This window comes from Bradyrhizobium quebecense (genome assembly GCF_013373795.3).
GTDB classification, from domain to species: domain Bacteria; phylum Pseudomonadota; class Alphaproteobacteria; order Rhizobiales; family Xanthobacteraceae; genus Bradyrhizobium; species Bradyrhizobium quebecense.
Genome location: NZ_CP088022.1, coordinates 2,321,918 through 2,344,680, shown reverse-complemented (window position 1 = coordinate 2,344,680; position 22,763 = coordinate 2,321,918). Strand labels below are relative to the sequence as shown.

At 65.4% G+C, this 22,763-nt stretch carries 17 protein-coding genes; 11 read left to right on the top strand and 6 right to left on the bottom strand.

Translation table 11 applies throughout. The annotated features are described in order from the left end of the window. Nucleotides 1-184: 184 nt before the first annotated feature. Nucleotides 185-1,630 carry a DASS family sodium-coupled anion symporter gene (locus HU230_RS11035; protein WP_176531653.1) on the bottom strand — a complete coding sequence of 482 codons (1,446 nt, stop codon included), beginning with the start codon at nucleotides 1,628-1,630 and terminating at the stop codon, nucleotides 185-187. Between the two features lie 216 nt (nucleotides 1,631-1,846). Between HU230_RS11035 and aat the strand changes: the two genes are divergently transcribed. After that, nucleotides 1,847-2,527 (top strand): leucyl/phenylalanyl-tRNA--protein transferase, encoded by a 681-nt coding sequence (gene aat / locus HU230_RS11030; protein ID WP_176531654.1) that lies wholly within the window; start codon nucleotides 1,847-1,849, stop codon nucleotides 2,525-2,527. Between the two features lie 62 nt (nucleotides 2,528-2,589). On the opposite strand, the gene HU230_RS11025 is transcribed toward aat, so the two are convergent. Next, on the bottom strand, nucleotides 2,590-3,603 hold the full coding sequence (locus HU230_RS11025) for a DUF2155 domain-containing protein (RefSeq protein WP_176531655.1): 1,014 nt from the start codon (nucleotides 3,601-3,603) through the stop codon (nucleotides 2,590-2,592). A gap of 256 nt (nucleotides 3,604-3,859) precedes the next feature. Here HU230_RS11025 and HU230_RS11020 point away from each other — a divergent pair, with 256 nt between their 5' ends. The 5 genes from HU230_RS11020 (at nucleotide 3,860) to HU230_RS11000 (ending at nucleotide 9,275) form a co-directional block, all read left to right on the top strand. Next, nucleotides 3,860-4,639 (top strand): SDR family NAD(P)-dependent oxidoreductase, encoded by a 780-nt coding sequence (locus HU230_RS11020; RefSeq protein ID WP_176531656.1) that lies wholly within the window; start codon nucleotides 3,860-3,862, stop codon nucleotides 4,637-4,639. A 36-nt stretch (nucleotides 4,640-4,675) separates the two neighbouring features. Beyond that, nucleotides 4,676-5,617, top strand: a complete 942-nt coding sequence (locus HU230_RS11015; protein ID WP_176531657.1) for an alpha/beta hydrolase — start codon at nucleotides 4,676-4,678, stop codon at nucleotides 5,615-5,617. After that, nucleotides 5,617-6,852 (top strand): cation:proton antiporter, encoded by a 1,236-nt coding sequence (locus tag HU230_RS11010; protein WP_176531658.1) that lies wholly within the window; start codon nucleotides 5,617-5,619, stop codon nucleotides 6,850-6,852. The genes HU230_RS11015 and HU230_RS11010 overlap by 1 nt, the downstream gene beginning before the upstream one ends. Nucleotides 6,853-7,283: 431 nt before the next feature. Next, nucleotides 7,284-8,645 (top strand): Na+/H+ antiporter NhaA, encoded by a 1,362-nt coding sequence (gene nhaA / locus HU230_RS11005; protein WP_176535061.1) that lies wholly within the window; start codon nucleotides 7,284-7,286, stop codon nucleotides 8,643-8,645. A gap of 195 nt (nucleotides 8,646-8,840) precedes the next feature. Beyond that, complete coding sequence (locus HU230_RS11000) at nucleotides 8,841-9,275, top strand: hypothetical protein (protein ID WP_224943205.1); 435 nt, start codon at nucleotides 8,841-8,843, stop codon at nucleotides 9,273-9,275. Between the two features lie 700 nt (nucleotides 9,276-9,975). Here HU230_RS11000 and HU230_RS10995 read toward each other — a convergent pair. Further along, nucleotides 9,976-10,914 carry a GlxA family transcriptional regulator gene (locus tag HU230_RS10995; protein WP_176531659.1) on the bottom strand — a complete coding sequence of 313 codons (939 nt, stop codon included), beginning with the start codon at nucleotides 10,912-10,914 and terminating at the stop codon, nucleotides 9,976-9,978. 129 nt (nucleotides 10,915-11,043) lie between these two features. Here HU230_RS10995 and HU230_RS10990 point away from each other — a divergent pair, with 129 nt between their 5' ends. Continuing rightward, nucleotides 11,044-11,730: a DJ-1/PfpI family protein gene (locus HU230_RS10990; protein WP_176531660.1), complete on the top strand. Its 687-nt coding sequence runs from the start codon at nucleotides 11,044-11,046 to the stop codon at nucleotides 11,728-11,730. A gap of 356 nt (nucleotides 11,731-12,086) precedes the next feature. Here the strand turns inward: HU230_RS10990 and HU230_RS10985 are convergent, their stop codons facing one another. Then, nucleotides 12,087-12,497, bottom strand: a complete 411-nt coding sequence (locus HU230_RS10985) for an NADH:ubiquinone oxidoreductase subunit NDUFA12 (protein ID WP_176531661.1) — start codon at nucleotides 12,495-12,497, stop codon at nucleotides 12,087-12,089. A 263-nt stretch (nucleotides 12,498-12,760) separates the two neighbouring features. Between HU230_RS10985 and HU230_RS10980 the strand changes: the two genes are divergently transcribed. Then, nucleotides 12,761-13,348, top strand: coding sequence for a BA14K family protein (locus HU230_RS10980; RefSeq protein ID WP_176531662.1), 588 nt, complete (start codon nucleotides 12,761-12,763; stop codon nucleotides 13,346-13,348). Between the two features lie 63 nt (nucleotides 13,349-13,411). Here the strand turns inward: HU230_RS10980 and HU230_RS10975 are convergent, their stop codons facing one another. Next, nucleotides 13,412-14,287, bottom strand: a complete 876-nt coding sequence (locus tag HU230_RS10975) for a DMT family transporter (RefSeq protein WP_176531663.1) — start codon at nucleotides 14,285-14,287, stop codon at nucleotides 13,412-13,414. Between the two features lie 180 nt (nucleotides 14,288-14,467). Here HU230_RS10975 and HU230_RS10970 point away from each other — a divergent pair, with 180 nt between their 5' ends. Both HU230_RS10970 and HU230_RS10965 read left to right on the top strand, forming a co-directional pair. Further along, complete coding sequence (locus HU230_RS10970; RefSeq protein ID WP_176531664.1) at nucleotides 14,468-14,872, top strand: response regulator; 405 nt, start codon at nucleotides 14,468-14,470, stop codon at nucleotides 14,870-14,872. 19 nt (nucleotides 14,873-14,891) lie between these two features. Beyond that, nucleotides 14,892-17,129, top strand: coding sequence for a CHASE3 domain-containing protein (locus HU230_RS10965; RefSeq protein WP_176531665.1), 2,238 nt, complete (start codon nucleotides 14,892-14,894; stop codon nucleotides 17,127-17,129). Nucleotides 17,130-17,259: 130 nt separating this feature from the next. On the opposite strand, the gene HU230_RS10960 is transcribed toward HU230_RS10965, so the two are convergent. Next, the gene (locus HU230_RS10960) at nucleotides 17,260-18,153 is read right to left on the bottom strand and encodes a DMT family transporter (protein ID WP_176531666.1); all 894 of its coding nucleotides are present in this window, start codon (nucleotides 18,151-18,153) and stop codon (nucleotides 17,260-17,262) included. Between the two features lie 832 nt (nucleotides 18,154-18,985). Between HU230_RS10960 and HU230_RS10955 the strand changes: the two genes are divergently transcribed. After that, entirely contained in the window at nucleotides 18,986-22,762 is a 3,777-nt protein-coding gene (locus tag HU230_RS10955; protein WP_176531667.1) for a vitamin B12-dependent ribonucleotide reductase, read from the top strand. Nucleotide 22,763: the final 1 nt, after the last annotated feature.

Genomic DNA, 22,763 nt, shown 5'->3' with positions numbered 1-22,763 from the left:
GTCCATAACTTGCCCACGAAGAAACACGAATGAGCCGGTGCGGCTCTATGTGTCCCCTGAAATCCGCGCGCGCCACATTCGAGGAAGCATTTTGGACGCTTCCGTCAGACAAAGCGCGTTAAGAATCGGAAAGGAAAGTCCTCCTTCCCGATCGGCCGCTATTTCTCGCTGGATTGTGGCTATTTTACCCGATCATCTGTAGCCAGGGCAACACGATCAGCAACAATCCGGCAAAGTAGATTACGCCGAAGATCAGCCCGAACTTCCAGAAGTCGCCTTTGCCGATATAGCCGCTGCCGTAATACATCGGCGCCGGTCCCGTGGCGTAGGGCGAGATCACCCCCATCAGCCCGAGCGAATAGACGCACAGCAGCATCAGGGTCTGCACCGACAGGCCGGGAATGCTGGAGCCGACCGCGAGCACCACCGGCAGCACGGCGGCGGTATGCGAGGTGATGCTCGAGAAGAAATAGTGGATCCAGAAGAAGAATGTGACGAGCAGGATCATCCCGACCATCGGCGACGTGCCGGAGAGCGGCTTCGCATAACCCTCGGCCACCCATTTGATGAAGCCGATCTCGTTGAGACCAGACGACAGCGTGAGCAGCGAGGTGAAATAGAAAAAGACCTCCCACGCGCTCTTCTCCGCGACGATGTCCTCGAACGCGATCACGCCTGTGAGCAGCATCAGCGAGATCACGACGAACACCACCGTGGTCGCGTTGATGAAGTTCGAGCCGAGCAGCGGCACGCTGATATTGGGGTTGGAGCCGCAGATCCACAGGAACATCGCGAGCAGCACCAGCACCGCCATGACCCATTCGTGCCGCGACGGCGGCCCCATCTTGGCGAGCTCGCCCTCGCTCCAAGTCACGATCTCCGGGCTGGCCTTGATCTCCGGCCGGCAGACGGCGTAGCTCAGCAGCGGCACCAGCAGCAGCAGAAGGATACCGAGCGGCGCGAAGCCGATGAACCATTGCGACCAGCCGACCTCGATATTGACGAGCTTCTTGGCGATCGAGAGCGCGGCGGCGTTCGGCGCCAGCGCGGTCAGAAACAGCGAGCTGGTGACGGCCGTGGTCGCAAACGCGGTCCACATCACGAAGGTGCCGATCCTGCCCGCGGTCGGACCGGGCTCGGAGCCGTAGATGCGCGGGATGTTGCTGACGATCGGATAGATGGTGCCGCCCGAGCGTGCGGTGTTGGAGGGCGTCGCCGGCGCCAGCACCAGATCGGAGAACGCCACCGCATAGCCGAGCCCAATGGTGCGGCGGCCGAGCCCGCGCACCAAGAGCAGCGCCAGCCGGCGGCCGAGCCCGCTCTTGCGGTAGCCGATCGAAAACACGAAGGCGCCGACGATCAGCCACACCGTGCTCTCGGAAAAGCCGGCGAGCATCCAGCGCAGCGACTTGTTCGGGTCGGGCTCGACATAACCGCCGACCCCGGCGACCGTCAGGCCGATCAGGCCGACCGCGCCGACCGGCATCGATTCGAGGATCAGCCCGGTGATGACCGCGGCGAACACCGCAAAATAGTGCCACTGATTGGCGTTCAGCCCTGATGGCACCGGGACCAGATAGATCACCAGCCAGACCAGCAACGGCGCAAACGTCCGCCATGACGATTTCATGCAGCGTCCCCCCTCACCTGTGTTGATTGTCGGGCGCCATGTCCCGGGCGGCGGCGCCATCTTTTTGCGGCAATGTAGCATGGCCGCGCAGTCCGTCTCGGGAAACTGCGGCGGAATGGCGCGGCTTGTGGAGGAACCGGCGCGTTTCGTCAACACGTCGCGACCCCGTGGCAGGCCCCATCGCAAGACCGCCCGCGCTTTGCTATCTTCGCCGGCATGACCTCACGCGACTCCGCCTCCTCCGAGATCACGCCCGAGGTGCTGCTGCGCGCCTATGCCTGCGGCATCTTCCCGATGGCGGAGAGCGCCGACGATCCGACGCTGTTCTGGGTCGAGCCGGAATTGCGCGGCGTGATTCCATTCGACGGCTTCCGTGTCGCCTCCCGCCTGGCGCGCACCGTGCGCTCGGATGTGTTCACCGTCACCGTCGATACCGCGTTCAAGGCCGTGATCGCCGGTTGCGCGGCGCCGCAGCCCGGCCGTGACGACACCTGGATCAACAAGCGCATCCGCGATCTCTATGTCGGGCTGCACGCGTCAGGCCATTGCCACAGCGTCGAGGTCTGGCAGGACGACATTCTGGTCGGCGGCCTCTACGGCGTCAGCCTCGGCCGCGCCTTCTTCGGCGAAAGCATGTTTCACACCGCGCGCGACGCGTCGAAGGTCGCGCTGGTGCATCTGGTGGCGCGGCTGATCGCGGGCGGGTTCGAATTGCTCGACACGCAGTATGTGACCGAGCATCTGAAGACATTCGGCGCGGTGGAGATTTCGCGCCGCCGCTATCGGGCGCTGCTCGACAAGGCGATCTCAGGCGCGCCTGCGGATTTCCGCAAGCTCGACACCACGCAACCGGTCAAGGGTGCCGACGCGCTGGCGATCATCGCCGCGCGCAATTGATGTATGACTGCGCCGTAGCATGTAGTCCGGATGAAGCGCCAATCCGCGCGACGTGACCGAGACTAGTTCCCGAACAATCCGCCGAACAGTCCGCCCGGCCGCTGCTGCTGGGGCGGCGGAGGTGGCGGCTGCTGCTGGTATTGCGGCAGCGGCTGCGGCGGCGGACGCGGCGCGGCCTGCTTCGGCGGCGCACGCTTCTGGGCCGGCGGCGGAGGCGGCGTCGGCGCCTTCGGCGGATCGGGCGCGGCGGTCACGATGGTCTGGTCCGGCCCTTTGCAGTCGGTCAGCCAGATGTCGTAGATCGGATGCTCGACGCCATGCAGGCCGGGGCTCGCCGCGAACATCCAGCCCGAGAAGATCCGCTTCACCTCGCCCTGCAGCGTGATCTCGTCGACCTCGACAAAGGCGTCGGTGTTGGCGGCTTCCGTCGACGGCCTGGTGTAGCAGGCATCGGTCTTCACCCGCAGTGCGCCGAACTGCACGGTCTCGCCGATATCCTCGTCGAAATTGATGATGCGTCCGGTGATCTTGTCGAGGCCGGAGAAGCTCGCCTTCTTGTTGGTGATCTTGGTCGACGGCGGCTCCTGCACGACCTCATCGCCCGGCTGCAACGCGGCAGGCGTCTGCGGCGGGGTGCCCTGTGGCGCGCCCTGCGGCGTCCCCTTGGGCTGACGCTGCCCCGGCGGCAGGCCAGGCAGCGGATTGGCACCGGGCGGTGTGTTGGCAACGGCGGGGCCGCCGGGCTGCGGCGGCTGTACGGCAACGCCGGGCGGAGCGACCGTGCTACCTGGCGGCGGCGCCAAAGGCTGCGACTGCACGCTGCCGGGCGGCGGCACCGCCTGGCCCGGCGGCAACGCCCGCGGCTGCGTCGGCAACAGGCGCCCGCGCGGCAGTTCCGGCACTTCCTCGTCGTCGTCGCTGGGAGGCGCCGCCTGGCCACGCGGAATCGAGCCGGGCGGACGCGGCGCGGGATCGGAGAAAATCGTTCCGATCTGCGCGCGCGCGGGCGGCGCAAGCGAGATGGTTGAGGCGGCAACCAAGGCCGCAAAGCCAGTCAGGGCAATGGTTCGAAGCATCTCGCGGGCTTTAAAGGGCGAATCGGGCTCGCGACAGTTTACCTTGATATCGGCCGCTCGCAGGCCACCGGTTAACACGCCGAATACGGCGGGGAAAGGGCGCGCGGACGCCCGTCCCCGGCCCTCCGCCAGGCACTGGTCACCCTCTGGTCACTCCTGGGAACACGTGTGATAGTCGTCACGCTGAAGGCGCGCGGCACCGCGTGAAAACCAGGAAAATCCGGATCGAACCGGACCAGCCAGAGGAAACCCAAACATGCCAGATCGCATCAGGCTCGACGGCCGGGTTGCCGTCGTCACCGGGGCTGCCGGCGTCATAGGAACCGCCACGCTCCAACTGCTTGCAGAGCGCGGGGCGCGGATCGTCGCGGTCGACCGCAAGGAGGCCGACCTCAGCGCCGCCATCAAGGACCTGCCCGCCTCGGCCGAGGCCCTCGCGATCGCCGCCGACGTCACCGATGAGGACGAGGTCAAGGACTATGTCCGTACCGCCGTGGACCGCTTCGGCACCATCGACGCCTTCTACAACAACGCCGGCATCGAGGGCGACATCAGGCCGATCCCGGAATATTCGCTGGAGAGCTTTCGCCGGGTGCTCGACGTCAATGTCGTCGGCGTCTTCCTCGGCATGAAATATGTGCTGCCGGTGATGCTGAAGCAGAACAAGGGCAGCATCATCAACACCGCCTCGATCGCCGGCCTGATGGGATCGCCGATGATCGCGGTCTACAGCGCCAGCAAGCATGCCGTGATCGGGCTGACCAAGAGCGCGGCCTGGGAATGCAGCGGCACCGGCGTGCGGGTCAATTGCGTCTGCCCCGGCATGATCGAGAGCCGGATGCTGAACACCATCCTGCAGGGCCGTTCCGGCGGCAACGCGCCGCCGCCGGTCGAGAAGATCGTCGACCGCATCCCGGCACGCCGGCTCGGCCTCGCGAGCGAGGTCGCATCGATCGTCGCTTTCCTCGCTTCCGACGAGGCGAGCTACGTCTCCGGCTCCGCCTACACCGTCGACGGCGGCCGCACCGCCGCCTGACGCTCTAGTTCAGCATCACAAGAAGGTTTGTCGTCTATGCCCGTCGTTCTCGATCCCGATGCCGCCGCCGTCTACAAAGCTTTCCAGGAGGCCGGCCGCCCCGCCTATGAATCGCTGACCGCACCGGAAGCGCGCGAATATTATCGGGCCGCCCGCATCGTCTCCAATCCCGAGCCGCCGGCGCTTGATTCAAGCAACGAGCTTGCGATCCCGGCGCCGCACGGCGCGATCCCGGCCCGCATCTACACGCCGAAGACGCTGCGCAAGACAGACGGGCTCGTGCCGTGCCTGATGTTCTTCCATGGCGGCGGCTGGGTGATCGGCGATCTCGATACCCATGAGGTAGTTTGCCAGAAGCTTGCCCATGAGGGCGAGCTGATCGTGATCTCAGTCGATTACCGGCTCGCGCCCGAGCACCGCTTCCCTGCCGCGGTGGACGACGCCGTCACCGCGACCAAATGGGTCGCCGCCAATGCTCGGGATCTCGGCATCGATGCTTCGCGCCTGATCGTCGGCGGCGACAGCGCCGGCGGCAACCTCGCGGCCGTGGTTGCCCTCACCGCCCGCGACGGCGGACCGAAGCTCGCCGCCCAGCTGCTGGTCTATCCCGCGACCGATTTCTCGCGGAAGCATCCCTCGCACCGCGAGCCCGAGACCAGCATCCTCTTGACGCATTCGGTGATCGGCTGGTTCGGCAACCACTATCTCGGCGACGCCGACCACAGCGACTGGCGCGCCTCGCCCGCGCGCGCGAAAGACTTTGCCGGATTGCCGCCGGCCTATGTGCTGACCGCGGGCGCCGATCCGCTGCGCGACGAAGGCGACGAGTATGCGACATTCCTCAGGGATGCCGGCGTGCCCTTGACCTACCGGCATTTCCCCGGCCAGTTCCATGGCTTCTTCACCATGGGCAAACTGCTCAACCAGGCCAATGTCGCGGTGACCGAGATCAGCGCCTGGCTGAAGGCACAGGGCTAGTGTCCTCCTCGATCGAAATCGCCAGGCACACGCTGCTCTCCTGCGGTCTGGTCCTGGCGATCGGTACAGTCGCGGCGCTCTTCGCCCAGAAGGTCAGGATTCCCGACGTCGCGGTATTCCTCATCGTCGGCATCCTGATCGGCCCGCATGCCCTTGGACTTGTCGATATCGCAGCCGATTCCGCGCTGAACCAGATCATTCTGCTGTTCGGCGCAAGCTACATCCTGTTCGACGGCGGTGCGACGCTGCGGCTCGCCGTGCTGAAACAGGTCTGGATCACGATCGCAGTGATCGCGACGGCGGGCGTCGTGATCACTGCGACCATCACGGGACTGGCGGCCAAATTCATTCTGAGCGTTCCCGCGGTCGTGGCGTTCCTGCTCGCGGCAACGCTCGCCTCGACCGATCCGGCGACACTCGTACCGATCTTCCGCCAGGTTCGCATCAGGGACCGTGTTGCGCAGACCGTGATGAGCGAGTCCGCGTTCAACGACGCCGTGGGGGCAATCATCACCTTCAGCTTTCTGGGGATGGCGACAGGCAGCGCGTTCTCGCTCTCCGCCACCTTGTTCGAGCTGGTGACGCATTCCGCCATCGGTATCGTCGCCGGCATCATGCTGGGTTATCTCGCGGCATTGTTGATCGCTCACGAGAAGTGGGCATTCCTTGCTGAATACGCGCCGGTGGTGACCGTCGTCGCCGTCATCAGCGCCTATTTCGCCGCCGAGGGCATGCACGCATCCGGCTTCATGGCCGTGTTCGTGTTCGGCATCATGCTCGGCAACAAGGAACGTTTCGGGTTCCAGATGGAGCCGGGCGAAGCGCAGAAGCTCGATGAGTTCGTGCTGACCACGGCCTTCATTCTGCGTCTGTTCATTTTCATTCTGCTGGGTGCTCAAGTCAATTTTGCCCTGATGCAGCAGTATTGGATTGGTGGCGTGGCAGTCACGCTGGTGTTGATGTTTCTTGCGCGCCCCGCGACCGTCTTCCTGTGTGCGCTGCCCGACCGTCGCGCGCGCTGGAGTTTCGCGGAACTGCTGTTCATGTGCTGGACCCGCGAAACAGGCGTCATCCCCGCCGCGCTCGCCGGCCTCATGCTCGGCATGAAGGCGCCGGGAGCGGAGATGATCGCCTCCGTCACCTTCGTCGCGATCCTGACCACCATCCTGATCCAGGCCTCCACCACGCGCTGGCTTGCCTCGAAGCTCGGGCTGCTGGAAGCCGACCAGGGCTGACACTTATTCCGCGCCTATAACGCGCCTCCGCCGTTCGTCTCGCATTCCTATGCGGTCGCTCTGATATTCGATCAGGTGATCAGCGCAGCTTTCGCGCGCATGGGAGATCCCTCCCGGATTGGTGCTGCCATGCCACAAGACAACGATCGGAACCCGTATTCTCTGCCGGCGTGCATCGCGGTCCTGTTGATCTTCGGTGCCGCAACCCAACTCGGCGCGCTCACAACCTGGCTCTGACCGCCAGCCTCGGGCAGGATGTCGTAAGCACCATGTTCCGGGTTCTGCTGCCGGCGATATGCCAAACAGTCGCAGGCCCGAGAACAGGGTTGCCCTATGCCTGTCGCCGTGCAAAACGAGCAGTGGGTGTTAGCTGCATGCCGCAGTGACAGGTAAAGCGATGGTCGGGCCACCACGCGGACTGCGTGCGCCCGATGGATCACCGACTGCCCGCCCAGGACCTGCCGCGAGCCCAACGACTTGCCGAGCAGGCGTTCGCCACGCTCCAGCGCTTCCTGCACGTCGAAGCCGTCAGCGGCGGCGTACTGCTGGCTGCGGCAGCCGCTGCAATGATCTGGGCCAACTCTGCTTTCGCCGACAGCTATCACGCGCTCTGGCACCAGCAGCTCTCGATCGGGTTTGGCGGCTTCGTCAGCTCCCGATCGCTGCATTTCTGGATCAACGAAGGGCTGATGACGATTTTCTTCCTCGTCGTCGGCATGGAGATTCGGCGCGAGATACATGAAGGCGCGCTGAGCAGATTCGACCAGGCGATGCTGCCCGTGATCGCGGCAGCCGGCGGCGTCATCGCCCCGGCACTCATCTACATTGGCCTGAATGCCGATCCCGTGCGCGGCCAGGGCTGGGCCGTACCGACGGCAACGGACATCGCCTTTGCCGTGGGCGCGCTCGCTTTGCTGGGACGATCGATCCCGGTCAATCTACGGGTGTTCCTGCTGGCGCTCGCGATCATCGACGACGTCATCGCGGTGTTGATCATTGCCTTCGTCTACTCCGGCGGACTGGAGCTGAGCGGGTTTGTCGTGGCGGCGCTCGGCATTCTGATGGTCGTCGGGCTTCAGCGGATCGGCGTCGGCTCCGCCCTCGCCTACGTTCCGGCGGGCGCACTGGTCTGGACCGGGCTGCTGATGAGCGGAGCGCATCCGACCCTTGCCGGTGTCGTGCTCGGCCTGATGACCCCGGTGCGGCCGATGCCGCTGCGGGAGCCGCCCCTGCAAATGGTGTCGCGCGTGGTCGCGGAGTTGCGCGACGGCGATGCGGCCTGGAAGGATATCCATCGCCTCAGGTCACGGCGCCGTGCGCTCCACGTCGCGCATCGCGAGATGTTGCCACCCGTCGTGCGCGTGCAGACGGCGCTGCATGGCTGGGTCGCCTTCGGCATCATGCCCTTGTTCGCGTTGGCGAACGCCGGCATCAGCCTGACAGCTTCCGGCCTCGCTGCCGGACCTCAATCCGTGATGCTGGGCGTGGGGCTTGCCCTTGCCTTGGGAAAACCGGTCGGTGTGGTCGGTGCCACCTGGCTCGCGGTCAAGTCGGGGCGCTGTCGGCTCGCACCCGGCATGACGTGGGGCGGCGTCTGCCTCATCGGCCTGTTGGCCGGAATCGGTTTCACCATGTCGATTTTCACCGCCATGCTCGCCTTCCCCGACGAGGCGTTGCTCAACGCGGCAAAGCTGGGCGTGCTCGGGGGCTCGCTCGCCGCGGCGCTGCTTGGGCTCGGTTGGGGCGCGGCCTACGCGCGTCGTCAGCGCAAAGGGGCAACGGCGCACCCCTGACGCTTCGCGGACGGCAAACGAACCCGATCCCCCGACGCCTCGCTACCCCACGCGCGATGCCCGGCGCAGCGATTGTGGCGTGGGATTCGTCGTGCTGCGACGCACAATCGGACTGCTTCAAACTTGTGGAAAAGCGAGACAAATCCGTTGACATTGCTAAACTCCATTCGCCGTAACAACTTATGGAGCGTTCGCATGAGTGTTAGTGCAGAAGTCCTCGCCCGCGCCCCGATGGAAACGACCGAGGGCGAAATCGACACGGTGAGTACGCATCGCCCACGCGGCAATATTCGGCCTCTCTCGCCGATGCCGGACTACGTCGAGCACCGCAACGGCGTCAACGAGGTGGGCAAGCTATCGGCCGAGGCGGTCGTGCGCGAATACGAAGCGGCCGTGAAAGAGATCGAGGCCCTTGGAACGGAACTGCAATTGGCCGCCAAGAACTGCGAGGTCATGGTGGCGGGTGTCCACGACATGATCGCGGAAATCAAGGAGTTCGCCGCGGGCTACCGCGATCAGGGCAAGCGTTTTTTCCTGCAGATCGAAGCCGTCTCGTTGATGACCACGGAGGTCAGGAACACCTGCGAAGCACTCAAGAAGAAGATCGCGACCGACACATTGAGCAACTGATATTTCGGCTCGGGCACGTTTCGCGCTCAGCCATCCGTGGATTTTCAGCGTGTGTGTAAGGTGAATCGCTGCGCTATTCCGGCGCGGCGGAACCGTTAGTTCTATTCGCGACCAAGTCGTTTGAGATCAAGTCGTTCAAACTCGAGTCATTCAACATCCGGCCCGCTTCGGCGGGGCCTTCGTGCTGCGGTAAACTCTGTGCGCGGCGTGTCCGCGAATGCGTCGGTGACCGGCTTAACGCACGTCAGGTGCGCGCTCAGCCATGTCCGTTGCCGGCGGCAAAGCTGAAATCGGGGACCAGCGGTCGCTGAAATCCCTGGCCGGGAGCGCGTCCGCGTCGGAGACGACAACGCCCTCGGTCCGGGGCAGGTGCGACCTGATCGTCGCGGCGGTTGCAGTGACAGCCAGCAGGGCGACAGCCACGAACCCGGTAATCGTTCGATGCTTTGTCATGTAGAACCTCCTCGGGTCCCCAACGCCCACCTCACGTGGGTCACAGGAACCGTCGCGCCGGTTCATCAGTGCGACGACAGCATGGATCGTGTGAAATCGGACAATGAGCTTGTCCCAAACTCAAATTGCTTCTGCCGGCAGCCGGTGAGCTTGGCGGCGGTCGCTCATCGGCAGCTCTGTTCGCTTCGTCGCTGGAACGATCGCCCTTCTTTCCAGCAACGCGCCGGAGTTTCCGCAAGTCGACGAGCTACTCCGCGCGCGATGCCCGGCGCAGCGATTGCGGCGGCTGGCCGAAGGCGCGGATGAAGGCGCGGCGCATCCGCTCGGGATCGCGGAAGCCGGTGATCTCGGCGACGCGCTCGATCGCCTCGCCCGACGACTGCACGCGTTGCCGCGCGACTTCGATCCTCAACCGTTCGACCGCTTTCGATGGCGTGGTGCCGGTCTCCGCGATGAAGGCGCGGGTGAAATGCCGCGAGCTCATCCCGGCCTTGTCGGCGAGGTCCTCGACCGTCAGCGGCGCATCGAGATGCTCGCGCGCCCAGGCGAGCAGCGGCCCGAACCGGCCGTTCGGCGCCTTCAATTCCAGCAGCGAGGAAAACTGCGACTGCCCGCCGCTGCGCCGATGATACAGCACGAGCTGCCGCGCGGTGCTCTGCGCGACCTCGTCGCCGTAGTCTTCGGTGATCATGGCGAGTGCGAGGTCGATGCCGGCGGTGATTCCGGCCGAGCTCCAGATGTTGCCGTCGCGGACGAAGATCTGGTCCGGCTCGAGCTTGACCTTCGGATAGGTCTTCACGAAATGCGGCGTGCGCTGCCAATGCGTGGTGGCGCGGCGGCCGTCGAGCAGGCCGGCCTCGGCCAGCACATAGGCGCCCGAGCAGACGCTGGCGACGCGGATGCCGCGGCTCGCCATCCGCCGCACGAATGACAGCGTGATCGGACAGGTCGCCGGCGTGCGCACGCCGTTGCCGCCCGCGACGATCAGCGTTGTGATCGCCGCCGACGGCTTGAGGCCGCGCGCCAGCATCTCGACGCCGGACGAAGAGCGCACCGGCCCGGCCTTCACCGCGATCGTCTTGATCGCCGGCGGGTTGTTGGCGAAGCGCGCCGCGATCTCGAACGCCGCGATTGGGCCGGCCGCATCGAGCAGCTGGAAGTCGGGAAAGATCAGGATGCCTATCATCTGCCAAATCCTCGCAATGCCGAATGCCCGGAGATGGCGTCGACGTCCGAAAACGAGGGAATTACGCCATTTAAGACATGAGGCCACCATGGCATCGTGGTTTCGTCAAGCGCTATTTGGAGACCTCCGATGTCCGAACCCCTGCAGATTGGATTGCTCGTCTTCCCGAAGGTGACCCAGCTCGACCTGACCGGTCCGTTGCAGGTGTTCTCCTCGGTTCCCGGCGCCAATGTGCATCTGATCTGGAAACGGATCGAACCAGTTCCGACCGACTCCGTCATGGTCCTGACGCCGACCACGACCTTTGCCGACTGCCCGCAGCTCGACGTGATCTGCGTGCCCGGCGGGTTCGGCACCGACGACATGGTCGGCGACGCGGAGGTGCTCGCCTTCCTGCGCAAGCAGGCCGAGGGAGCGAAATACGTCACGTCGGTCTGCACGGGCTCGCTGGTGCTCGGCGCCGCCGGTCTGCTGAAGGGTTATCGCGCCACCACGCATTGGAGTGCGATCGATTTCCTGGCGGGCTTCGGAGCCATCCCGACCAAGACGCGCGTCTGCGTCGACCGCAACCGTTTCACCGGCGGCGGCGTCACCGCCGGCATCGATTTCGCGCTGACGCTGGTGTCCGAGCTCGTCGATCGCAAGACCGCGGAAGCGATCCAGCTCAGGCTCGAATACAACCCGGCCCCGCCGTTCAATGCCGGCTCGCCCGATACCGCACCGGCCGAGATCCTCGCCTTCATGAAGGAGCGGATGGGACCGGCACATGCGCGCCGGGGCGAATTGATGAGCCGCGCTGCGGCACGGCTGTCCTGACCCGATCGTGAGACAAAGAAAAAGGCCGCCCGGTTTCCCGAGCGGCCCTTCCTGTCTCACGGCAGCCTCACATTTGCGGGCGATTTCAGGACGTCTGCACCGGGGGCCTATCTCCCGGCCGCATCCAACTCGGAGGCCGCTGCACATCGGGACAGTCGCGATCTGGAGCCCGATCCGACGCGATGGTCTCCCATCTCCGTAGGATGGCTTCATTGAGCCGCGAAGACATGCCCGGCGCAAGCGGCCAGCATGGGATGCGGCGCACCTGTCCCCGCTGTTACCGTTGTCCACAGGCGCGCGTGCGCTGCACGCGCGGCGTTACGCACACGCTCGGCAGAAACAACAATGCGTGAAGCTCAGCTTCCGGGCGTCCAGGCGTGATAGTCGCCGGTCGCCTTGGGGCGGCGGCCGCTCGCCAGCGTCGAGCCGGACGGACGGTAAGCCTGCGCGGTGCCGGTCATGTTCGGAAGATGCGGCTTTTCCCATTCCCGCGGCGCGTACGTCTCCTCGGTCGGGGGCACATCAACCGTGTGATGCAGCCAGCCGTGCCAGCCGGCCGGGATCCGGGACGCTTCGGCATAGCCGTTATAGACCACCCAGCGGCGCTCGAAATGCAGCGTCGGATCGATCTCGCCGCCCTTGGTCCGGTAGTAGCGATTGCCCTGCTCGTCCTCGCCGACCAGCTCGCCGTAGCGCGAGGTCCACAATTGCGTGCCAAAGGTCTGGCCGTTCCACCAGGTGAAGAATTTCAGCAGGAATTGTTTCATGCGTGGCCGGTCGGTTCGAGGCAGTCCGGCTCTGATGCCACCTGAATCTCCAAATGTCCAGCCGCCGCCAAGGTAGCCCGGCACTCCCGGAATAGGCCGGGTGACGGGCCCTTTGGCGACCAAATGACGCGGTCACGGGGAGTTTTGTTCACCCGCCATACATGCGCCGCCGGTCAAGCAAAGATGACGGACAATCAATGTCGAGCGCAGGAACGTCCGACCACAGAGATGGTTAGACATTGTCCGATTCAATGGAGTCCAAAATGATCAATATGAAGGTTCTGAGCACCGCCGCGGCGCTGGCGCTTGCGCTGCCGTTGGCTGTGGCGCCGACCGTCTCGTTCGCCCAGTCTGCCGCACAGATGGGCGCGATGGGCGGTGGCGGTGGTGCGCGCGGCGGCGGCGGTGGCGGTGGCGGTGGCCATGTCGGCGGCGGCGGCGGCGGTGGTGGCTTTGGCGGCGGCCGTGGTGCTGCGATGGGCGGCGGGGGCGGTGGCTGGCATGGCGGTGGTGGCGGCGGCCAGTGGGCCGGTGGCGGCGGCGGTGGTTGGCGCGGCGGCGGTGGCGGCTGGCACGGCGGTTATCACCGTGGCGGCGGCGGCTTCTGGCCGGGCGCGGTTGCGGGCGCAGTCGTCGGCGGAGCGCTCGCCTCGGGCGCGTATTACGGCGGTTATGGCCCCGGATACGGCTATTATGACGACAGCTACGGCTATTACGACGACAGTGCGCCTGTCGCCGTGGAGGCCGCCCCGGGCGGCGACGCGAGCTACTGCGCGCAGCGCTACAGGTCGTACGACCCGGGTTCGGGCACCTATCTCGGCTTTGACGGCCTGCGGCACCCCTGCCCGTAACGCCTCAATGCCTGAGTTGGCGAAGGGCGGCGGCAACGCCGCCCTTTTTCATGTGTGCAAGTCTCATGTCCGCAACGCCACCGCGACGGCTGCGAACGTCACCACGAGCGCCGCGATGTCGCTCGTGCTGAGTGGCTCGCGAAGCATGGCCGCGGCCGCCAGCACGCCGACGACAGGCACCAGCAGCGTGCCGATCGACGCGGTCGCCGCGGGCAGCCGCTCCAGCGCCGCGAACCAGCAGACATAGCAAAGGCAGAACTGGATCAGCGTCATGTAGATCATCGACGCCCAGCCGAACTGCGACAGCGCAGCAAGCTGCGGCTGCTCGATCAGGACGCCGGCGATCGCGAGCTGCCAGGCCGCGAGCGACAGCGGCGGCATTGCGAGCTTGAAGAACTTGGTCAGCACCGTGCCAAGCCCGACGCAGAGCGCGCCCGCGAGCGCGAACAGGATGCCCGGCAACTTGCCGAGGCTCGCGTCAAGACCGCCACCGCCGATCAGTGCGGCGATGCCGGCAAGCGCCACGCCAAGCGCGAGCGCACGCGGCAGCGACACGCGCTCGCCGAGCACCGGCCAGGCCACCAGCGCGACCCACACCGGAATCGAGATCCCGAGCACGGCTGCCTCGCTGGCCCGCAGCCAGATCAGCGCCAAGCCCATCGACGCGACCCAGCCGCCGATCGAAAGCGTCGACACCAGCGCAAGCCGCGTCCACATGCCGTCAGGTACGCGCAGCGGTTGTCCGCGTGCGACCGCCACCAGACCGAGTGCGATCGCGCCGACCACGCCGCAGAGCCCGCGCGACGACAGCGGCGGCCACTCCGTGAGAAGGAACTTCATGATCGGGAAATTGAGACCCCAGCCGGTCGATGCGACCACCAGGAATCCGAGGCCGAGCGGTGACAGCGGGGCGCGGCCTGCAACTGGAACTGGGGTCATGGACCCGTCGTAATGTGGGCGGACAAATGCAAGTGATGGTATCAGGGCTAGCTGGAAATCTGCTTGTCAGCAAACACCATATGCATTCTATGATACAGACTTTCCGTCGAGGTTCCGCCTTAATCGGCAGACGGGCCAAGCGAGTCGCCGGCACGCGAGGCCGCAGATAGAGGATGCATCGTGCCGAGCGTTCTCGTGGTCGATGACGACCCGATGGTGTGCGTCGCCATCGAGGTGTGCCTGCAGCGCCAGGGCTTCGACGTCACCGTCGCGGATGGCGGTGAAGCGGGCATGCGCGCGCTGGACAAAGCGTCGTTCGACGTCATGCTGGTCGACGTCTTCATGCCGCATATGCGCGGTTTCGAGGCGATCCGCGTCTTCCACGAGCGCGCGCCCGATATTCCCGTGATCGCGATGTCCGGCTATGCCTTCGCCAATGCCGACCGTGCGCCGGATTTCCTGCGGATGACGATCGAACTCGGCGCGTCAGCCTGCCTGCGCAAGCCGTTTACCCCGCAGGCGCTGATTGCCGCCGTTAACGAATGTCTTGCGAAGTCCGCTCCTTCTGCTCGTCTTTCCAAATAATTGCTCGTACTAATCGTCGATGGCTTCCCAGCGTCTCATCCTCGGCAGCGGCCTTGCGATCCTCCTCGTCATCAGCGCGGCGTCGATCGGGCTGGATGTCAAGTCGCGCAGCGAGATTGATTCGGTCGATCACGCACTCGCCATCCTCAAGCGCATTTCGGATGCGCGTTCGCTGCCGCGCGGCGTCGAGAGCGCGGCGCGCGGGTTCGCGCTGACGGGCGATGCCTCCTTCGCCGACGAGTTTCGCGAGCAGAGCACCACCCTCACCGCCGCCTTCGACGATTTGATGGCTGCGTTGAAGTCGGCCCCGGACGAGGCGCAACTGATCGCGGGGACCAAGGGACAGGTCGAGCGCGCCATTGCGCTCGGTGCCGAACTGATCAGGTTGCGCACGGCGGGCGACACGGCCGGCGCCGCGGCGCTGATCTCCGCGGGCGAGAGCCGCGCGCTGATGGACAAGGTCGGTGCGGCGCTCGACCGCCTGGTCACCGAGGAGCGCCGCCTGCTCGGGATTCGCACCGAACAGTCGAAGACCAATGGCCGGCTGTTGCTGGCGGTCGACCTTGCCGGCGTGGTGATGATCCTGCTGCTCGCGGTCGCACTGACGCTGGCGGCCCGGCGCGCCAGCCGCGAACTGCAGGGCGCGCTCAGCGCCACCAAGGCGACCAACCTGTCGCTCGAAGGCAAGGTGGCCGAACGCACCAAGGATCTCGGCGCCGCGCTCGAAGAGCTCCGCCGTTCGACCTCGGTGATGGAAACCACGTTCCGCAGCATGGCGGAGGCGGTGCTTGTCATCGACACCAGCGGCACCGTGCTGCTCTCGAACCCGGCCGCCGAGAAGATGCTGCGCTACAAGCCGGGCATGACGGTCCGCCAGCTGCGCGACCTCAGCAACGTCTTCGAGGCCGACGGCGTCACGCCGATGCGGGCCGACGACATGCCGTCGGCCAGGGCGCTGCGCGGCGAGGAATTCGACGGGCTGGAATTCGTCGCCAAGCCGGTCCGTGGCGCCCCTCCGATTCACCTCGTGGTGTCGGGCCGGCCGTTGCGCGACGACGACAGCACCATCACCGGCGCGGCGCTGATCTATCACGACATCACCGCCTCGCGCGAAACCGAGCACAAGCTGCAGCAGGCGCAGAAGCTCGACGCCATCGGCAAGTTGACCGGCGGCGTCGCGCACGACTTCAACAACATGCTGACGGTCATCACCGGCACCACCGAGACGCTGGTCGACAGCCTGCGCAGCCAGCCGACGCTTGCGCAAACCGCCGAGCTGATCGACCGCGCCGCCGAGCGGTGCCGCGAGCTGATCCAGCATCTGCTCGCGTTCGCCCGCCGCCAGCCGCTGGAGCCGCGCACCGTCGACATCAACGGCACCGTGGTCGATATCGCCAAGCTGCTGCGGCCGACGCTGGGCGAGCAGATCGAGATCGATCAGGTGCTCGCGCCCGATGTCGCCAGCGTTCATATCGATCCGTCGCAGCTTGCCAATTCGCTGCTCAACATGGCGATCAACTCCCGCGACGCGATGCCGAACGGCGGCAAGCTGTTGTTCGAGACCAGCAACATCGTGCTCGACGACGCCTATGCGGCTGTTAATCCCGACATCACGCCGGGCCGTTACGTGCTGCTCGCGGTCAGCGACACCGGCACCGGCATGTCGCACGCAGTGCAGGACAAGGTGTTCGAGCCGTTCTTCACCACCAAGGAGGTCGGCAAGGGCTCCGGCCTCGGCATGAGCATGGTCTACGGCTTCGTCAAGCAGTCCGGCGGCCATATCAAGATCTACAGCGAGGAAGGCCACGGCACCACGATCAAGCTCTATCTGCCCCCTGCCCGCGGCCAGGTCGAGGTGGAGGCGCCTGCGCCGGAGCCGGTGCGGCGCGGCAGCGAAGTCATCCTGGTCGTCGAAGACGACCAGCTGGTGCGCAACTACGTGGTCACACAGCTCGGCGCCCTCGGCTACAAGACCATTGCCGTGCCCGACGCCCGCGCCGCGCTGGCGCTGGTCGACAAGGGCGAGAAGTTCGACCTCTTGTTCACCGACGTCATCATGCCCGGCGGCATGAACGGCCGCCAGCTCGCAGACGAAGTGAGAAAGCGGCGGCCCGGCCTCAAGGTGCTCTACACCTCGGGCTATACCGAGAACGCGATCGTGCATCACGGCCGCCTCGACGAAGGCGTGCTGCTGCTGGCAAAACCTTATCGCAAGGCGCAGCTCGCCAGCATGCTGCAGCAGGCGCTCGGCGAGTGACGTGAGACCGCTCTCTGCCCTCTCCTCCGTCATTGCGAGCGAAGCGAAGCAATCCATTTCGCCACGTGTCGCGGCAATGGATTGCCGCGGCGCTCCGCGCCTCGCAATGACGGGCTGAAGGAGAAGGGACTTACCTCGTCGCCAGCGCGACGCCGGCCAGCGTGAACAGCAGTGCTGTGATCTGGGTCGGCCCGAGCGGCTCGTGCAGCGCGACGGCGGAGGCAATCACGCCGATCACAGGCACCGCCATGGTGCCGATCGCCGCCACCGAGGCCGGCAGCCGGGCGAGCGCGGCAAACCACGCGACATAGGCGACGCAGAACTGGATCAGCGTCGAATAGACCAGCAGCCACCAGCCGACCGTCGTGACGCGATCGAGATGCGTGGTCTCGATCAGGAGGCCGATGATCGCGATCGGCACGCAGCCGAGGCCGATCTGCCAGGCCGCGGCCGGGATCGGCGGCATCACCAGCGGGTATTTCTTCGCCAGCACGGTGCCGAGCGCAAAGCCGAACGCGCCGCCGAGCGCCATGATGATTCCCGGCAGCTTGTCCTTGCTCGCGGAAATCCCGTTGCCGCCCATGATCGCGGCAAGGCCGGCGAATGCCATCACGAGCGCAATGGTCCGAAGCCACGTCGGCCGCTCGCCGAGCACCGGCCAGGCCAGCAGCGAGGCCCAGACCGGCATGGTGTAGGCAATCAATGCGGTCTCGCTCGCCGGCAGCCACAACAGCGCGAGCCCCATCAGCACCATCCAGCCGGAGACGTTGAGCGCCGCATACAGCACGAGGCGCGGCCACAGCCGGGCCTCGACATGCAGGCTCTGCGCCCGGAGCAGCGCGAGGGCGGCCAGCAGCACGGCGCCGATCACGCCGGTGGTGCCGCGCAGGGTCAGCGGCGGCAGCTCGCTGAGCAGGAACTTGGTGGACGGCCAGTTGAACCCCCAGCCCACCGAGGTGATGGCGAGGAACATCAGGCCGGCGGGCGCAAGGCGCGGCCGCGTGGAAGGCTTCTGGTCTGTCATGGAACCCGGCAAGGGTGTGAACAGGATGTGAGTCGGCCGCAGCTTGCCCGCGATTTTGTCGCCCGACCATCACGCCTCTGACATGCCTGATCCATACTTTGCCCGTAGGCCTACGTGAGTCCCCAAAATTCAATCCGCCACGGCGAATAAAATCTTCGCCTGTGAACAGCGGGGCGAACCTCCAATCCACAGGCGGAGCGAATTTTTTTGGCTTGGGAATCCCTGAGGACTCACCGATAGTTGGCTCGATCACAGGCGCGGCACCGACCCCTGTTATCCCCCTCCTTCCACCATATTTAGTGCTTGATTCAGAAACTCGTACTAGTCCTTGACGGGTGCAACGGACATGGCCTAGCTTTCAACCTGTTCGGCGCGAGTGTGTTTGGGTCCCCGCCGGTCGCTCCCACAAGGGTTCCAAAATGACCACTCCGCCAGGCCTTCGGGCCGCGGGTGAAGGGCTTGTCTGCCCTGATTTTGGGCCGAGTCCTTTGGGCTAGGTTCGGAACGACAGAACGGGCCGAGAAGGACCGGAAACAGAGGCCGTAACCGGCCCGCGAGAAGCGTACGCGTGACGTGTCGCGTGAGCGTTTGGGGCGTTGAATGCATGACCCGGAGGACCCGAAACATCGGTGTCCGCCCGGGATCATGCCGCCGCCAGGGCCGGGTCAAACCGGCGCCGAGCGGATGAGAGAAACAGGCCGGGTCCACCGGCTGAGCTGCGGATGACGGGAGGCGTGCTGACGCGTGTTCCCTGATGTCCGCGAACGGATAACATTCCGGCAACCTGCGGAGAAAACGTGGGACCGGGCAGAAGAAGAGACGGGGCTCGACCATGCGAATCGAACGACGCAACACCACCAGCGGACAATCCCCCTATGCCGGGATCAATTTCCGCCTGACCACATCTGAGATCCGCAACCCGGACGGCTCGGTCGTGTTCCGTGCCGAGAACGTCGAGGTTCCGGAATTCTGGTCGCAGGTCGCCTCCGACGTGCTGGCGCAGAAGTATTTCCGCAAAGCGGGCGTCGCCGCGCGCCTGAAGAAGGTCGAGGAAGAGACCGTGCCGTCCTGGCTGTGGCGCTCGGTGCCGGACACCGAGGCGCTCGCCACCCTGCCCGAGAACGAGCGCATCGTCGGCGAGACCAGCGCCAAGCAGGTGTTCGATCGCCTCGCCGGCTGCTGGACCTATTGGGGCTGGAAGGGCGGCTACTTCTCCACCGAGGAAGATGCCCTCGCCTTCTTCGACGAGCTTCGCTTCCAGCTCGCCAAGCAGATGGTCGCGCCGAATTCGCCGCAGTGGTTCAACACCGGGCTGCACTGGGCCTACGGCGTCGATGGCCCCGGCCAGGGCCACTACTATGTCGACTGGAAGACCGGCAAGCTCACAAAATCGAAGTCGGCCTATGAGCATCCGCAGCCGCATGCCTGCTTCATCCAGGGCGTCGGCGACGACCTCGTCAACGAGGGCGGCATCATGGACCTCTGGGTGCGCGAGGCGCGCCTGTTCAAGTATGGCTCCGGCACCGGCTCCAACTTCTCGAGCCTGCGCGGCGAAGGCGAAAAGCTCTCCGGCGGCGGCCGCTCGTCCGGCCTGATGAGCTTCCTCAAGATCGGCGACCGTGCCGCGGGCGCGATCAAGTCGGGCGGCACCACCCGCCGCGCCGCCAAGATGGTCGTGGTCGATGCCGACCATCCCGATATCGAGACCTATATCGACTGGAAGGTGAAGGAGGAGCAGAAGGTGGCCGCCCTCGTCACCGGCTCCAAGATCAACCAGAAGCATCTCAAGGCCGTGATGAAGGCCTGCGTGAACTGCGAAGGCAGTGGCGACGACTGCTTCGATCCCGAGAAGAACCCGGCACTCCGCCGCGAGATCAAGCTCGCGCGCCGCAGCCTGGTGCCCGACAACTACATCAAGCGCGTCATCCAGTTCGCCAAGCAGGGCTACAAGGACATCCAGTTCGACATCTACGACACCGACTGGGATTCCGAGGCGTACCTCACCGTCTCCGGCCAGAACTCCAACAACTCGGTGTCGCTGAAGGATGACTTCCTCCGCGCGGTCGAGACCGACGGCGACTGGAACCTGATCGGCCGCACCACGAAGAAGGTGACGAAGACGCTGAAGGCGCGCGACCTCTGGGAGAAGATCGGCTACGCCGCCTGGGCCTCCGCCGATCCCGGCCTGCACTTCAACACCACGATGAACGACTGGCACACCTGCAAGGCGTCCGGCGACATCCGCGCCTCCAATCCGTGCTCGGAATACATGTTCCTGGACGACACGGCGTGCAACCTGGCCTCCGCCAATCTGCTGACGTTCTACAGCTCGACCACCAAGCGGTTCGACATCGAGTCCTACGAGCACCTCTGCCGGCTCTGGACCATCGTGCTCGAAATCTCCGTCATGATGGCCCAGTTCCCGTCGAAGGCGATCGCCGAGCTGTCCTACGAGTTCCGCACCCTCGGCCTCGGCTTCGCCAATATCGGCGGCCTGCTGATGACCATGGGCCTGCCCTATGACAGCAAGGAAGGCCGTTCGCTCTGCGGCGCGCTGACCGCCGTGATGACCGGCATCTCCTACAAGACCTCGGCCGAGATGGCGGCCGAACTCGGCACCTTCCCGGGCTACAAGAAGAACGCCGCCCACATGCTGCGCGTGATCCGCAACCACCGCCGCGCCGCGCACGGCGAAAGCCGCGGCTATGAGGCGCTCGCCGTCAATCCGGTGGCGCTCGACCACGACTCCTGCCCGCAGGCCGACATCGTCGCGCATGCCAAGCTGGCGTGGGATGACGCGCTGGCGCTCGGCGAGGTCAACGGCTATCGCAACGCGCAAGTCACCGTCGTGGCGCCGACCGGCACCATCGGCCTGGTGATGGATTGCGACACCACCGGCATCGAGCCTGATTTCGCGCTGGTGAAGTTCAAGAAGCTCGCCGGCGGCGGCTACTTCAAGATCATCAACCAGGCGGTGCCGGCGGCCTTGCGCGCGCTCGGCTATCGCGAGAGCGAGATCGCGGAGATCGAGGCCTACGCCGTCGGCCACGGCTCGCTGTCGAATGCGCCTGGGATCAACGCCTCGACCCTGAAGGCCAAGGGCTTCACCGACGAAGCCATTGCCAAGGTGGAAAAGGCGCTGCCGACCGCGTTCGACATCAAGTTCGCCTTCAACAAGTGGACCTTCGGCGAGGATTTCATTCGCGATACGCTCGGCATCGGCTCCGAGGCCATCGCCGCGCCTGGCTTCGACCTGCTCGCGGCGGTCGGCTTCACCAAGCGCGAGATCGAGGCCGCCAACGTCCACATCTGCGGCGCGATGACGGTCGAAGGTGCCCCGCATCTGAAGGCCGAGCACTATCCGGTGTTCGACTGCGCCAACCCCTGCGGCAAGATCGGCAAGCGTTATCTCTCGGTCGAGAGCCACATCCGGATGATGGCGGCCTCGCAGCCGTTCATCTCGGGCGCGATCTCCAAGACCATCAACATGCCGAACGACGCCACGGTGGAGGACTGCAAGTCCGCCTACCTCTTGTCGTGGAAGTTGGCGCTGAAGGCCAACGCGCTCTACCGCGACGGCTCGAAGCTGTCGCAGCCGCTCAACTCGCAGCTCATCGCCGACGATGAGGACGAGGACGATGCGGTGGAAGCGCTCTACGAGAAGCCGATGGCGGCGCGTGCCGCCCAGGTCTCGGAGAAGATCGTCGAGAAGCTGGTCGAGCGCATCATCGTGATGCGCGAGCGCGAGAAGATGCCGGATCGCCGCAAGGGTTACACCCAGAAGGCTGTGGTCGGCGGCCACAAGGTCTATCTCCGCACCGGCGAATATGACGACGGCCGGCTCGGCGAGATCTTCATCGACATGCACAAGGAAGGCGCGGCGCTGCGCTCCTTCATCAACAATTTTGCGATCGCGGTCTCGCTCGGTCTGCAATACGGCGTGCCGCTGGAAGAATATGTCGACGCCTTCACCTTCACCCGCTTCGAGCCCGCAGGTCCGGTGCAGGGCAACGACTCGATCAAGTACGCGACCTCGATCCTCGACTACGTCTTCCGCGAGCTCGCGGTGAGCTACATGAGCCGCTTCGACCTCGCCCATGTCGATCCGAACGAGTCTGGCTTCGACGCGCTCGGCAAGGGCGTCGAGGAAGGTAAGGAGCCGGATGGGACCCCCGCCCACCAGGCGACCAAGTACGTGTCGAAGGGCCTGACCCGTTCGCGCACCGACAACCTCGTCGTCATGCGCGGCGGCTCGGCCGCAGTCAGCGGCAACACCGACAACGCGCCTGCCGGCGGCAGCCGCGTCACCGCATTGGGTTCGTCCGATGCGGGTCCTCGGATGGCCTTCTCTTCACCCGAAAACAGGGCTGAGGCGGCCATAGAAGGAGCTGTCGCCTTGAAGCAGGAAGTGCAGACAGACCTTTCTCCAGCAGAACGATTAGAAGCCCTGCAGTGGAGCAAAGCGCCCAGCAAGGCCGAGCGCCGCGCTGAAGCGAAAGCAAAAGGTTACGAAGGCGAGATGTGCTCAGAGTGCGGCAACTTCACCTTGGTACGTAACGGCACTTGTATGAAGTGCGATACTTGCGGGTCCACGACGGGCTGCTCTTAGC